13 protein-coding genes are annotated in these 13,635 nt (G+C 62.2%); 6 read left to right on the top strand and 7 right to left on the bottom strand.

Annotated features, from left to right (window positions below):
• Nucleotides 1–12: 12 nt before the first annotated feature.
• The 3 genes from J3P91_RS22835 to J3P91_RS22825 form a co-directional block, all read right to left on the bottom strand.
• A complete protein-coding gene (locus J3P91_RS22835; RefSeq protein WP_434601826.1) occupies nucleotides 13–951 on the bottom strand; it encodes a MerR family transcriptional regulator in 939 nt (312 codons plus the stop codon).
• On the bottom strand, nucleotides 951–1,913 hold the full coding sequence (locus tag J3P91_RS22830) for a YbgA family protein (protein ID WP_434571859.1): 963 nt from the start codon (nucleotides 1,911–1,913) through the stop codon (nucleotides 951–953). Before J3P91_RS22830 ends, J3P91_RS22835 begins: the two co-directional genes overlap by 1 nt.
• A 172-nt stretch (nucleotides 1,914–2,085) precedes the next feature.
• Nucleotides 2,086–3,072, bottom strand: a complete 987-nt coding sequence (locus tag J3P91_RS22825; protein ID WP_434601825.1) for an NAD(P)/FAD-dependent oxidoreductase — start codon at nucleotides 3,070–3,072, stop codon at nucleotides 2,086–2,088.
• A gap of 196 nt (nucleotides 3,073–3,268) precedes the next feature.
• On the opposite strand from J3P91_RS22825, the gene J3P91_RS22820 reads away from it, so the two are divergent.
• Both J3P91_RS22820 and hemH read left to right on the top strand, forming a co-directional pair.
• Nucleotides 3,269–4,168 (top strand): TIGR01777 family oxidoreductase, encoded by a 900-nt coding sequence (locus J3P91_RS22820; protein WP_434571863.1) that lies wholly within the window; start codon nucleotides 3,269–3,271, stop codon nucleotides 4,166–4,168.
• 13 nt (nucleotides 4,169–4,181) lie between these two features.
• Nucleotides 4,182–5,207: a ferrochelatase gene (gene hemH, locus J3P91_RS22815; RefSeq protein ID WP_434601824.1), complete on the top strand. Its 1,026-nt coding sequence runs from the start codon at nucleotides 4,182–4,184 to the stop codon at nucleotides 5,205–5,207.
• Between the two features lie 126 nt (nucleotides 5,208–5,333).
• On the opposite strand, the gene J3P91_RS22810 is transcribed toward hemH, so the two are convergent.
• Entirely contained in the window at nucleotides 5,334–6,608 is a 1,275-nt protein-coding gene (locus J3P91_RS22810; RefSeq protein ID WP_434571867.1) for a uracil-xanthine permease family protein, read from the bottom strand.
• 2 nt (nucleotides 6,609–6,610) lie between these two features.
• Complete coding sequence (gene upp, locus J3P91_RS22805; RefSeq protein ID WP_434571869.1) at nucleotides 6,611–7,249, bottom strand: uracil phosphoribosyltransferase; 639 nt, start codon at nucleotides 7,247–7,249, stop codon at nucleotides 6,611–6,613.
• A gap of 163 nt (nucleotides 7,250–7,412) precedes the next feature.
• On the opposite strand from upp, the gene J3P91_RS22800 reads away from it, so the two are divergent.
• Together J3P91_RS22800 and J3P91_RS22795 are read left to right on the top strand one after the other, a co-directional pair.
• Nucleotides 7,413–7,970 (top strand): hypoxanthine-guanine phosphoribosyltransferase, encoded by a 558-nt coding sequence (locus J3P91_RS22800; RefSeq protein ID WP_434571871.1) that lies wholly within the window; start codon nucleotides 7,413–7,415, stop codon nucleotides 7,968–7,970.
• 4 nt (nucleotides 7,971–7,974) lie between these two features.
• Nucleotides 7,975–8,448, top strand: coding sequence for a WbuC family cupin fold metalloprotein (locus tag J3P91_RS22795; RefSeq protein ID WP_434601823.1), 474 nt, complete (start codon nucleotides 7,975–7,977; stop codon nucleotides 8,446–8,448).
• Between the two features lie 136 nt (nucleotides 8,449–8,584).
• Here J3P91_RS22795 and dauA read toward each other — a convergent pair whose 3' ends face one another.
• Nucleotides 8,585–10,324: a C4-dicarboxylic acid transporter DauA gene (dauA, locus tag J3P91_RS22790; protein ID WP_434601822.1), complete on the bottom strand. Its 1,740-nt coding sequence runs from the start codon at nucleotides 10,322–10,324 to the stop codon at nucleotides 8,585–8,587.
• 296 nt (nucleotides 10,325–10,620) lie between these two features.
• Here dauA and J3P91_RS22785 point away from each other — a divergent pair, with 296 nt between their 5' ends.
• Both J3P91_RS22785 and J3P91_RS22780 read left to right on the top strand, forming a co-directional pair.
• The gene (locus J3P91_RS22785) at nucleotides 10,621–11,106 is read left to right on the top strand and encodes a hypothetical protein (protein ID WP_434601821.1); all 486 of its coding nucleotides are present in this window, start codon (nucleotides 10,621–10,623) and stop codon (nucleotides 11,104–11,106) included.
• 61 nt (nucleotides 11,107–11,167) lie between these two features.
• Nucleotides 11,168–11,455, top strand: a complete 288-nt coding sequence (locus J3P91_RS22780; RefSeq protein WP_434571877.1) for a PA4642 family protein — start codon at nucleotides 11,168–11,170, stop codon at nucleotides 11,453–11,455.
• 111 nt (nucleotides 11,456–11,566) lie between these two features.
• Here the strand turns inward: J3P91_RS22780 and mqo are convergent, their stop codons facing one another.
• On the bottom strand, nucleotides 11,567–13,075 hold the full coding sequence (gene mqo, locus J3P91_RS22775) for a malate dehydrogenase (quinone) (RefSeq protein WP_434601820.1): 1,509 nt from the start codon (nucleotides 13,073–13,075) through the stop codon (nucleotides 11,567–11,569).
• Nucleotides 13,076–13,635: the final 560 nt, after the last annotated feature.

Here is a 13,635-nt window from a genome sequence, read left to right as displayed (position 1 = left end):
GGTTTTTTCCAACTAGAGGAGTTCTCTGCGGCTCAGTTCGCGTTGAGCCGATAGCGGGTCTTCGGCCCAGCTGACGTTGCTCATTGCCGCGCTTGCAGACAGCTTGGCCTGGTGAATCGAGGCGGCGGGGCCGGCGATGATGATCGGGCAGTCGAGCCCGCTCAGCAGCCTGGGCAATTGCGACAGGTTCAGTGCCTGGCTCGAATACAGCAGCACGCCGCGGGCCTTGAGCCGTTCGACCGCCAACGCCAGCTCACCGGCCGGGAGCGGCCCGTCGAACACCTCCACGGGACAGTCGGCGCTGCTTGCCAGCCAGGCGGTGAGCCACAACTGGGGCTCCTGCGGCACCTCGGACTGGTTGATCATCAACAGCGGTGCGCCGCGCAACTGGCGGTTGTTGTGGTAGATCCGGCTGCCGAATTTGCTGCGCAGCCAGGAGTACAGGAAGACTTTTTCCAGCTGCGCGCCGAACTGGCTCTGCCAGCGCAATTGCAACTCGCCCAGCAAGGGCAGGAGCAACTGTTCACAAACAGTCCAAGGCGGATACAGCGCCATGGCCTGGTTCACCGACTCATCGACCTGACGCTCGGCCAGTTGCGTCACCGCCAGCATCAGGGCATGGCGCTGACGTTGCCAGTCGTCTTCCAACGGTTCGCCTGACGGCTGCGGTGTGTCGAGCAACGGTTTTATCTTGCTCACTGCCACGCCACGATCGATCCAGGTGAGGATGCTCAGGATCCGCTGCACATGTTCGCGGTTGAACAAGCGATGGCCCTTGGGCGTACGGTGCGGCACGATCAACCCGTAGCGCCGCTCCCAGGCTCGCAGCGTGACGGCATTGACGCCGGTTTGCCGGGCGACTTCGCGGATCGGCAGCCAGCCCTGCGCGAGGGCCTTGGCGAAATCGGCGCCCAGGTCTTCGCTGGCGCTGGAGTCGAGTTCGTTCTTCATCAAATGGCGTTTCGCAAGCTGAGGTTCTCTGGGTGCGGTTGCAGGTAGACCTGTTGGGCGAGATAGGGGTCGGGGTGCTGACGCAGATGATGCTTGAGCAATGTGAGCGGCACCACCAGTGGCACGATACCAAGACGGTACTGCCCGATCAGGTGCTGCACCTCCTGCTTGTCATCGGCATCGATGGCACGCTTGAGGTAACCGCTCAGGTGCTGCAGAACGTTGGTGTGCGTGCGTCGGGTGGCGCATTTCTTCAAGGCCGCCATCAGCGCGCTGAAATAACGCTGGCCCAGTTCGTCCGGATCGGCCTTGCCCATGTTGCCCAACATGTTGCCCAACGCCTTGTATTGCTCAGGGTTGTGGGCCATCAACAGGTACTTGTAGCGTGAGTGAAATTCAATCAGGTCGCGTCGGGTCAGCCCGCGGCGGCGCAGCGGTTGCCAGGCGGCATAGGCGAATACACGGGTCAGAAAGTTCTCGCGCAGTACCGGATCGTTGAGGCGGCCGTCTTCTTCCACCGGCAAGTCGGGGTGGCGCTCGCAAAAGGCCTGGGCGTAGACACCACGTCCACCGCCGTCCTGCGGGACGCCGTTGTGGTCGTAGACCTTGACCCGCTCCAGCCCGCAGGACGGCGACTTCTGCATGAAGATATAGCCGCAGATGTCATCCAGCTCAGCGGCCATTTGTTGACCGTAATCGGCCAATGGCTGGGTCACGTCGAGGTCTCGCTTCACCGTGCCGACCGCGTCGGGGCGCGCGGGGTTGCCAACCAGCCGGATCGGCTCGCGCGGGACGCCCAGGCCAATGGCGACTTCCGGACACACCGGCACGAAATCGAAGTATTCGACCAGCGTGCGGCTGCACAACGGCGATTGCTTGTGACCACCATTGAAGCGCACTTCAGCGCCCATGAGGCAGGCGCTGATGGCAATTTTCGGTTTGGCGATAGCTTCGTTGGGCATGGGCGACCTCTGCTGGGTAAATCTTGTACATGTACTATTGTTTGTACAATATTTTCATCATAGGTCGGTACGCGAACAAGTCAACCGATTGTTCCAGGCCGAAGGGTGGCGTTGTGACCTTGCCGCCGGCTGCTGCCTCTCGCGACAGCAGCGGATGGCCTGGGGAATGCGCTCACTGAAGGCTGGCGTGCAAGCGACGGGCGGCATCCTGGCCACTGAGCCATGCTCCTTCGACCCGGCCGGACAGGCACCAGTCTCCGCACACATACAAGCCCAGGTTGGCATCGGCCAGGGCGCCCCATTCGTGGCTGCCGGCGGGACGGGCATACAGCCAGCGATGGGCCACGCTGAAGCTCGGCGCGGGCATCGCGCTGTGCAGCAGTTCTGCGAAGGCGCCGTGCAAATGCTCGATCACCGCTTCCTTGGGCATGTCGATGTGCTGGCGGCTCCAGTCGCTGGTTGCATGCAGCACCCAGGTGTCGAGCTTGGCATCGCGCCCTGGTTTACTGCGGTTGCGGGCCAGCCAGTCGAGGGGGCTGTCCTGGACGAAGCAGCCCTCCATGGGCGTATCCAGGGGTTGTTCAAAGGCCAGCGCCACTGCCCAGGTGGGGTCCATTTTCACCCCGGCGGCGACGCCGGCCAGTTTCGGCACGGCGGCGAGCAACGCCGTGGCCTGGGGCGCGGGCGTGGCAATCACGACCTGGCCGAACGGGCCGTGGGTAAACCCTTCGGCGTCCTGCAGGTGCCAGTGTTCCTGGCCACGAAAGACCTCGGTGATGCGGCAGGAAAACTGCACCTGCAGCTCGCCGAGCAGGGCGCGGGTAATCGCGCTCATGCGCGGGGTACCGACCCAGCGGGTCTGCTCGTCCGGCGAGGGGCTCATCTGCCCGTCCTGGAAGTGATAGAGCTGCGGGTTCCATTCCGCCGCCCAGCCGTTGGCTTGCCAGCGCTGGACTTCCGTGACGAAGCGCCGATCCCGGGCGGTGAAATATTGTGCGCCCATGTCCAGCGCGCCGGCGTCGCTGCGCTTGCTGGACATGCGGCCGCCGCTGCCATGGCTTTTATCGAAGAGTTGAACGACATGCCCGGCCTCCGTCAGGGCCTGGGCGGCTGAAAGTCCGGCGATGCCGGTGCCGATGATTGCGATGGGTACAGTCATGAGGGCCTCGTTTACCTTTCTGTACAGACTACGCCGTCGTTTAATCCTGTACAATTCTGGTTTTTGGTATAAGTTTTACCGTTCGCGTTTTGGCGGGTTGTCCTATTGTTAGGTACAGACCCTGTCCTATATGAAAAATGCCTACTTATAAAAATAGACTAATGGGCCAGGTAAAACGCGAGCCGAGGGACATCTCATGCACATATTGCTGACCGGCGGTACTGGTTTGATCGGACGTCAACTCTGCCGGCACTGGCTGGAGCAGGGACATCGCCTGACGGTCTGGAGTCGTCGGCCCGAACAGGTGGCGAAAATCTGTGGCGCGCAGGTGCGCGGTATCGCCAGCCTCGATGAGCTTGGCGAGCCGGTGGACGCGGTCGTCAACCTTGCCGGCGCGCCTATCGGCGACAGGCCCTGGAGCCATAAACGCAAGATGCTGCTGTGGAGCAGCCGCGTCACGCTGACCGAGGTTCTGCTGGCCTGGCTGGAGCGTTGCGAACAGAAACCGCGGGTGCTGATTTCCGGCTCTGCGGTGGGCTGGTATGGCGACGGCGGCGAGCGGGAGTTGACCGAAGAATCCGGGCCGGTCAGCGAAGACTTCGCCAGCCAGTTGTGCATCGCCTGGGAAGAAACCGCGCAACGTGCAGAAGCCTTGGGCATACGTGTGGTGCTGGTTCGCACCGGCCTGGTCCTGTCTGCAGAGGGCGGCTTTTTGTCGCGGCTGTTGCTGCCGTTCAAACTGGCAATGGGCGGGCGTATCGGCAGCGGGCGGCAGTGGATGCCCTGGATTCATATCGACGATCAAATCGCCCTGATTGATTTTCTTCTGCACCGCAGCGATGCCAGCGGTCCTTATAATGCCTGCGCACCGAACCCGGTGCGCAACCGAGATTTCGCCAAGGCCCTGGGGCACGTACTGCATCGCCCGGCCGTGGTGCCGATGCCGGAGCTTGCGTTGAAAATCGCTTTGGGGGAGTTGTCATTGCTGTTGCTGGGAGGCCAGCGCGCCACGCCCGCCCGATTGCAGGCGGCGGGGTTTTCATTCCGGTTCACTGAGTTGTCTGCGGCCCTGGAAGATTTGTCGGGTCGCCTTTGAAATAGGACGTTGCATGACCGATCACGCGTTGCTTCTGGTGAATCTGGGTTCGCCTGCCTCCACCTCGGTGGCCGATGTACGCCGTTACCTCAACCAATTTCTGATGGACCCCTACGTCATCGACCTGCCATGGCCGGTGCGGCGGCTACTGGTGTCGCTGATCCTGGTCAAGCGCCCCGAGCAATCGGCCCACGCCTATGCCTCGATCTGGTGGGAAGAGGGCTCGCCGCTGGTGGTCCTCAGTCGCCGCCTGCAACAGGCCATGAAAGCGCAATGGACCCAGGGCCCGGTGGAGCTGGCAATGCGTTATGGCGAGCCATCGATCGAATCGACCCTGGTGCGCCTGGCAAGCCAGGGACACACGAAAATCACCCTGGCGCCGCTGTATCCGCAGTTCGCCGACAGCACCGTGACCACGGTCATCGAAGAAGCCAAGCGGGTAGTGCGCGAGAAAAAGCTCAAGGTGCAGTTCTCGATTCTCCAGCCCTTCTATGACCAGCCGGAATATATCGATGCCCTGGTTGCCAGCGCCAAGCCGTACCTGATGAAGGATTACGATCATCTGTTGCTGAGTTTCCATGGCCTGCCGGAACGGCACCTGACCAAGCTCGACCCTACGGGCTATCACTGCTTCAAGGACGCCGATTGCTGCCGGAACGCGCCGCCGGAAGTCATGGCCACGTGTTACCGCGCCCAGTGTATTCGTACCGCCGAGCTGTTCGCCCGGCAGATGGGGCTAGCGGATGGCAAATGGTCGGTGTCGTTTCAGTCGCGACTGGGACGGGCCAAGTGGATCGAACCTTATACCGAGGCGCGCCTGGACGAACTGGCCAAAAGCGGCGTGAAGAAAGTACTGGTGATGTGCCCGGCATTCGTTGCCGATTGCATCGAGACGCTGGAAGAAATCGGCGACCGCGGGCGCGAGCAGTTTCGCGAAGCGGGAGGGGAGGAGTTGGTACTGGTGCCGTGTCTCAATGACGATCCGCAGTGGGCGAAGGTGTTGAGCACCCTTTGCGAGCGGGCGCCGCTGGCGTTGTAGATCTCATCGGCCCCTTCGCGAGCAGGCTCGCTCCCACAAGGAAAGCGTGTGGTCACAAAGTTTGTGTTCACAACATCCCCTGTGGGAGCGAGCCTGCTCGCGAAGCTTCTGACTGACGACGAAAACTCAGATCAGCGGCTCATCCGCCTTCTTCTGCTTCCAGCCATCGTTGCCCGGCAAGATCAGGTTCAACGCGATCGCCACCACGGCGCACAGCGCGATGCCCTTGAGGCCGAAGTCGTCCGGGCCGGTACCGGTGCCGACCAGTACGCCGCCGATGCCGAACACCAGCGTCACCGAAACGATCACCAGGTTACGTGCTTCGCCCAGGTCGATCTTGTGGCGGATCAGTGTATTCATGCCCACCGCCGCGATCGAACCGAACAACAGGCACAGGATCCCGCCCATCACCGGCACCGGAATGCTTTGCAGCAGTGCGCCGAACTTGCCGATGAACGCCAGGCTGATCGCGAAGATCGAGGCCCAGGTCATGATCTTCGGGTTGTAGTTCTTGGTCAGCATCACCGCGCCAGTCACTTCGGCATAGGTGGTGTTGGGCGGGCCGCCGAACAGGCCGGCTGCGGTGGTGGCGATACCGTCACCGAACAGCGTGCGGTGCAGGCCGGGTTTTTTCAGGTAGTCGCGACCGGTCACGCTACCCACGGCGATCACCCCGCCGATGTGTTCGATCGCTGGCGCCAGGGCTACCGGCACGATGAACAGGATCGCTTGCCAGTTGAATTCCGGCGCGGTGAAGGCCGGCAGGGCGAACCAGGGGGCGGCGGCGATTTTCGCGGTGTCGACGACGCCGAAGAAAAACGCCATGGCAAAACCCACCAATACGCCGGAGATGATCGGCACCAGGCGGAAGATGCCTTTGCCGAACACGGCGACGATCAGGGTAGTGAGCAACGCCGGCATCGAGATCAGCATCGCGGTCTGATAAGGAATCAGCTCGGTGCCGTCGCCGGCCTTGCCCATCGCCATATTTGCAGCGATCGGCGCCATCGCCAGGCCGATGGAAATAATCACCGGGCCGATTACTACTGGCGGCAACAGCCGGTCAATGAAGCCGGTGCCCTTGATCTTCACCGCCAGGCCCAGGAACGTATAGACAAAACCGGCCGCCATCACGCCGCCCATGGTCGCGGCCAGGCCGAACTGGCCCTTGGCGAGAATGATCGGCGTGATGAAAGCAAAACTCGACGCCAGGAATACCGGCACCTGACGCCCGGTAACGATCTGGAACAGGATCGTCCCCAGGCCCGCCGTGAACAGCGCCACGTTCGGGTCCAGGCCAGTGATCAGCGGCATCAGCACCAGCGCGCCGAAGGCGACGAACAGCATCTGTGCGCCGGACAGCACCTGACGCCAGAGCGGATCGTTGAATTCGTCCTGCATGCTCAGGCGTCCTTCTGCTTGGTGCCGAAGATCTTGTCGCCGGCATCGCCCAGGCCCGGGATGATGTAGCCGTGTTCGTTGAGTTTCTGGTCAATGGAGGCGGTGTAGATGGTCACGTCGGGGTGGGCATCTTCCACGGCCTGGATGCCTTCGGGCGCGGCGACCAGGACCATGGCGCGGATGTCCCGGCAACCGGCTTTTTTCAGCAGGTCGATGGTTGCAACCATGGAGCTGCCGGTGGCGAGCATCGGGTCGATGATCATCGCCAGGCGCTCGTCGATCTCCGGCACCAGTTTTTCCAGGTAGGTATGGGCCTGCAGGGTTTCCTCGTTGCGGGCCACGCCGACGGCGCTGACCTTGGCACCCGGAATCAGGCTCAGGACGCCTTCGAGCATGCCGATACCGGCACGCAGGATCGGCACCACGGTAATCTTCTTGCCGGCGATTTTTTCCACCTGCACCGTGCCCGCCCAACCGGCGATCTCGTAGGATTCCAGCGGCAGGTCCTTGGTGGCTTCGTAGGTGAGCAGGGCACCGACTTCCTGGGCGAGCTCGCGGAAGTTCTTCGTGCTGATGTCGGCGCGGCGCATCAGGCCGAGTTTATGTCTGATCAGCGGGTGGCGGATCTCGAGGATGGGCATGGGGAAGGCTCCGGCGGCGGGCAAAAAAACCGGCCTAGATTAATCTATCCGAGGGTGTTGTCCTATAGACAATACAGAACGTTAGTCCACAAACGCTTGATCTGGCCGGGCGGGATGCGTACCTTTGCCCGCTTTTCCGCAAACGCCACCCTTGGAGAGCGCCATGTCCGCTGATCTCGAGCATATCCGTCAAGTCATGCGAGAGGCTGACTGTCTGTACACCGAAGCTGAAGTCGAAGCGGCCATTGCCCGTGTCGGTGCGCAAATCAACGATCAGTTGGCTGACCGCAACCCGGTGGTGTTCTGCGTGATGAATGGCGGGCTGATTTTCTCCGGCAAGCTGCTGACCTGCCTGAACTTCCCGTTGGAAGCTTCCTACCTGCACGCCACCCGCTATCGCAACGAAACCAGCGGCGGCGACCTGTTCTGGAAAGCCAAGCCGGAAGTCTCGTTCATCGACCGCGACGTGCTGATCATCGACGATATCCTCGATGAAGGTCACACCCTGGGCGCGATCATCGACTTCTGCAAACACGCTGGCGCCCGTGCCGTACATACCGCCGTGCTGATCGACAAGGACCACGACCGCAAGGCCCGTCCCGACCTGAAGGCCGACTTCGTCGGTTTGCCGTGCATCGATCGCTACATCTTTGGCTACGGCATGGACTACAAAGGCTACTGGCGTAACGCCAATGGTATTTTTGCCGTCAAGGGGATGTAACCGTATGGATCGGCCAACGTTCCTGGACCAAGCCCTGTTCGATGAACTGGCCGAGAAAGCCGCGGCCAATCCCCGTGGACGGCAACACCACAACCTTCACCAGATGGACGAACCGTGCCATCGCATGGCGGTGGGCTTGCAGCCGTCTACCTACATCCCGCCGCATCGCCATTTGAGCGCCGACAAGGCGGAAACCCTGCTGGTGCTCAGGGGCCGGCTCGGTGTGTTGATCTTCGATGAAACCGGGAAGGTGATCGACAAGCGAATCCTCCAGGCCGGCGCTGATTGCCTCGGTATCAACCTGCCGGCCGGGGTATATCACGGCCTGGTCGTGCTTGAAGCCGACAGCCTGATGTTCGAATGCAAGGCCGGCCCGTACCGGCCGGTGGGCGACGGCGAGCTGGCTCATTGGGCCCCCCGCGAAGGTGAACCCGGCGTGGCGCAATACCAGGCCTGGATGCGCGCTCAGTTCGATTGATCGGCATCCCCTGTGGCAAGGACGCTTTTGTGGCGAGGGAGCTTGCTCCCGCTCGGTTGCGCAGCAACCGCAAGATGGCCTGCTGCGCACTGGAGCGCCAGCCGGCCCAGCGGGAGCAAGCTCCCTCGCCACACAATCAAACCAGTCTTGAATGCGCTGCGCTCGCGGCCAGCCAGCGCTCACTTTTGCTCCGCGCCTGTTCCAGCGTCTGCACATACGCCAACTGCCGCTGCTCGCGATGGACCCCGGCGCGGCGCAGTTTCAGGCGTACCCTCGGTGCGGTCGCGACCAGGATCAGGCCGATGCCCTGCTTTCGATAGTCCCTGAGGATATTTTCCAGCGCGGCCAGGGCCGTCATGTCCAGCATTGGCACGACGCTCATGTCCACGACCACCACCCGGACACCCGGGTCGAAGCGGCGCAATACATCCAGGGCCTTCTCCGCCGCACCGAAGAACAGCGGCCCGCGAATGGCGTAGCAGCGAACATGCTCGGGCATGTCCAGCAAGGCCTGGTGGGCATGGCGTGGCAGTTCAGCGCTGTCGGTCAGTTCGCTCATGCGCTTGATGAACAGCCCGGCGGCCAGCAACAGGCCGACGGCGACGGCCAGGACCATGTCGAACAGCACCGTCAGGCCCAGGCAGGTCAGCAGCACCAGCACGTCGCTGCGCGGGGCGATGCGCAGGGTATGCAGCACATGCCCGGCCTCGCTCATGTTCCAGGCGACCATCACCAGCAACGCCGCCAGTGCCGCCATCGGCAAATAACTGAACAGCGGCGCGAGCAACACAATCGCCACCAGCACCACCAGGCTGTGAATGATTGCCGCCAGGGGCGATGACGCGCCGCTGCGCACGTTGGTTGCGCTGCGGGCAATTGCGGCGGTGGCGGTGATGCCGCCGAACAACGGCGCCACGAGGTTGCCCAGGCCTTGGCCGATCAATTCGGCGTTGGGGTCGTGCCTGCTCCCGGTCATGCCATCCGCCACCACGGCGCAGAGCAATGACTCGATGGCGCCGAGCATGGCGATGGCGAAGGCCGGGCCCAGTAATTGGCGGAACAGGTCATAGGAAAGTATCAACGCACCGCCCTGGCCATTCGGCAGGTTCCAGGGCCAGTCGAAGCGCGGCAGCAAAGGCGGGATGCCGGGGTAGACGATGCTGTCGACGACGTAGCTGAAGCGTTCGCCCAGCGTTGCGACCGGCAGCCCGGCGCGCTCGATGGCCAGCCCCAGCAACGCGCCGATCAGCAGCGCGACCAGATGGCCCGGGACGCGTGGCACCCAGCGCGGCCAGATTATCAATACGGCCAGACACGCCGCGCCGATAATGGCGTCGCCAAGCCGTGCGCCGGGCAGCGCCACGATCAATTCGCCGAGCTGTTCGATGTAATGCGTGGCCTGGCCCGCAGTGCTCAGGCCCAACAGGTCCTTCAATTGCAGCGTCGCAATCACCACGCCGATCCCGGCGGTGAAACCGAGGATCACCGGATACGGGATGAACTGGATCAAGCGCCCGGCGCGCATCAGCCCCAGCGCAATCAGGATCAGGCCGGCAAGCATTGTGCACAGCAGCAGGCCGCCCAGACCGTATTGCTGGGTGATGGGCAGCAGGATGACAACGAATGCGGCCGTCGGCCCGCTCACGTTGAATCGCGAGCCGCCGGTCAGGGCAATCAAGGGGGCGGCCACCAGCACGGTGTAAAGACCGTGTTGTGGTGGCACCCCAACGGCGATTGCCAGGGCCATGGCCAGGGGGATAGCGATGATGCCGACCGTAAGCCCGGCTACCAGGTCGCCGCGCAGGCGCTCAAGGGTGTAACCGGCACGCCAGGCTTGGCGCCAGGCGGCGAACAGCGGTGGGGCGGAGAAGGCCATGATGCTCCTCGCATAGACTGGACAATAAACCCGTGGCGAGGGAGCTTGCTCCCGCTGGGCTGCGCAGCAGACCCAAAATGGGCCATTGAAATCTTTCAGACGGAGTGCGCTAGCCGATTTACGACGGCTGCGCCGCCGAGCGGGAGCAAGCTCCCTCGCCACAACGGCATATGCCAGCGGGCCGACACCGATGGCCTCACGGAGTATGCCGCGCCGCAAGCCCTGCTGTATTGACTCGGGTCGCATATTTTTTCAAGGAGTGCTAGCGTGCCCGGCCATGCCTTCCGGAGCCTGTCATGAGTGTATCGATCCGTCGCTGTGCCGCTCTGCTGCTGATCTGCGGCCTGCCATTGCTGGCAGTGGCCGCGCCGATGCACAGCCAGTTCCTGCCCCCCGATGACCTGGTGGCGCGTCAGGAACAGCCCGAACAGCAGCAGTTACTGCAAGTCACCGAGTATTCGGTGGTGCTGGGCAACCAGCGCCCATCCAACCAGCAGCCGATCCCGGTCACTTCGCCGCTGATGGTGCGGCTCAAGGGCAAGCCCCTGAACAAGGGCGCCACCATCAGCCAGGTGATCCTCAATTTTGATGGCGAAAGCAAAAGCCTGAAGAAACCGGTATTCGATGAGGCGAGCAAGACCCTGACGCTGTCTTATCCACAGGCCCAGTACCGGGTGGTGATCGATCTGTTGCGCAACGACACGGTCTACGTGCAGTTCCTCAGCTACGCCAACGGCCATATCTGGGCCGACCTGCACACTGGCGCCGCACGCCCGCGTTGAGCCCCGAGGCCCGCCGGGGGTAAACTGCCCGCCCCGTGAACTGTGCGAGCTGGAGCCGGCAATGCGTAAAGACAAGAAACAAGTGATTGGTGACGAGATTGGCGACGAACAGATCAAGCTGTTCCTCAATTTCGAGCCCGTCGATGCCACTTCGCCGTCGCTGCACAAACTGATCAAGGCCTACCGTGGGCTGCGTGTCGACGATTTCGAGCGCTTCCTGACGTTCTTTGTCGAGGCCGGCCATGACCTCAACGGCAAGGACGAGCACGGTAATGATTTCGTTGCGTTGATCCAGGACCAGCGTAATGCCGAGGAATACATCGAGTTGATCAACAAGGCGCGTGGCTGACTGACAGGGCCTGCTTCGCAGGCCAGCGGGAGCAAGCTCCCTCGCCACGAAAAGCTGCAAAAAAAACGCCCCGCTCTCATGGAGGACGGGGCGTTTTTTTCAACCGGGAGATCAAGCGTAGCTTTGGGTTTCGCTGCTTGCTTCAACCAGTTCCAGCGCGATGTTGTTCTGCGCGTTGACCTTGCGATACAGCGCCGCATCGGTTTCCAGCACCTTCTCCCGGGCCGGGAAGATTTCCGCGAGCTTGGCGGCCCACTCTCCCTTGGCTTTTTCCGGGAAGCAGCGCTCGATCAGTTCGAGCATGATCGACACGGTGACCGAAGCGCCTGGTGAAGCGCCGAGCAAGGCGGCGAGAGTGCCGTCCTTGGCCGCCACCAATTCGGTACCGAATTGCAGGATGCCGCCTTTCTTCGGGTCTTTCTTGATGATCTGCACGCGCTGGCCAGCCACTTCCAGGCGCCAGTCCTCGGCTTTCGCCTCGGGGTAGAAGCGCCGCAGGGATTCCAGGCGCTGCTCCATGGACTGCATCACTTCGCTGATCAGGTATCTGGTCAGGTCCATGTTGTCCCGGGCCACGGCCAGCATCGGGCCGATGTTGCCGGCGCGTACCGACAGCGGCAGGTCCATCAGCGAGCCGTGCTTGAGGAACTTGGTGGTGAAGCCAGCGTATGGCCCGAACAGCAGGGATTTCTTGCCATCGACCACGCGGGTATCGAGGTGCGGCACCGACATCGGCGGCGAGCCCACCGCGGCCTGGCTGTAGACCTTGGCCTGGTGATGCTTGACCACTTCCGGGTTGTCGCAACGCAGCCACTGGCCGCTGACCGGGAAACCGCCGAAGCCCTTGCTCTCTTCAATGCCCGAAGCTTGCAGCAGCGGCAACGCGGCGCCGCCGGCACCGAGGAAAACGAACCTGGCGTCGACTTCACGGGTGCTGCCGGAATTGACGTCCTTGATGCTCACGGTCCAGCCATCGCCCTTGCGCTTGAGGCCGGTGACGCGCTTGCAATACTTGATCTGGGTGTCCGGCGCGCTGCCCAGGTGCTTGAGCAACTGGTTCGTCAGGGCGCCGAAGTTGACGTCGGTACCGTTCATGACGCGGGTCGCGGCGATGACTTCGTCTGCCGGGCGGCCTGGCATCATCAGCGGCATCCACTCGGCCATCTGGTCGCGGTCTTCGGTGTATTCCATGTCGGCGAACGCATGGTGCTGGCGCATCAGTTCGAAGCGCTTCCTGAGGAACTCAACGCCTTGCTCGCCTTGCACGAAGCTCAGGTGCGGCACCGGGGCGATGAAGGATTTCGACGAGCCGAACGTGCCTTTTTTGGTCAGGTACGTCCAGAACTGCTTCGACACCTCGAACTGGGTGTTGATGTGCACGGCTTTCTTGATGTCGACACTGCCATCGGCGGCCTGGGGTGTGTAGTTCAGCTCACACAGTCCGGCGTGGCCGGTACCGGCGTTGTTCCAGGGATTGGAACTCTCCGCGGCACCCGAATCCATCAGCTCGACGACTTCCAGCGAAATCGCCGGGTCGAGCTCCTTGAGCAGCACGGCCAGGGTGGCACTCATGATGCCGGCCCCTACCAGAACTACGTCGACTGCTTCGTTATGCGCCATTTAACGCGTCTCCAAAATCTGCAGCACCAAATTGTCGGCATAGCGGCCAGGAAGCGGGGCAGGTCAGTTGCGCCCCAGGTATCCATGGCCAGGATCGCCATGTCCGAATCTTCGCAATTTTTCGCAACACTGCGGATGCATGCAGCCTGGCCTCAAGAGTCCCATGAACTCATTTAAGCGCCGGGCGGGCAATTCGACTTATGGCCGAGACATCCGTTCGTGCAACCAAATCCGTAGCGGACAGGCTTCAGGCGCCGGTTCTTGAGCGATATCCGGTCCTGTCTCGTTGGGCTGTTCCAGACGCCAATGGTGCTTGTTCAGACGCAAAACTCTTCATTTGCTCGCCACACTCTTGTGAAGTTGTGAAAACCCGTTTTTTCACGCTCTTTTGAAGACGTGAACCTCAAAAAGGGCTGTCCCAGCCTGGCACCGCGCCCGATCTGGATGCCCCTCATGTAATACATGACAGGCAAAACGGGCAGACAGCTCAGTGACCGAGCGTAATGACAGCTCTGCAGATTCGCGAAAAGCAGTGATTTGCCAGGGAAACAGCAAGCGCG

Origin of the sequence: Pseudomonas sp. Z4-7 (assembly GCF_051131965.1) — a bacterium.
In the GTDB taxonomy this organism is placed as follows: domain Bacteria; phylum Pseudomonadota; class Gammaproteobacteria; order Pseudomonadales; family Pseudomonadaceae; genus Aquipseudomonas.
The sequence above is the reverse complement of the archived record's forward strand: the minus strand, read 5'-3'. Positions and strand labels throughout refer to the sequence as shown.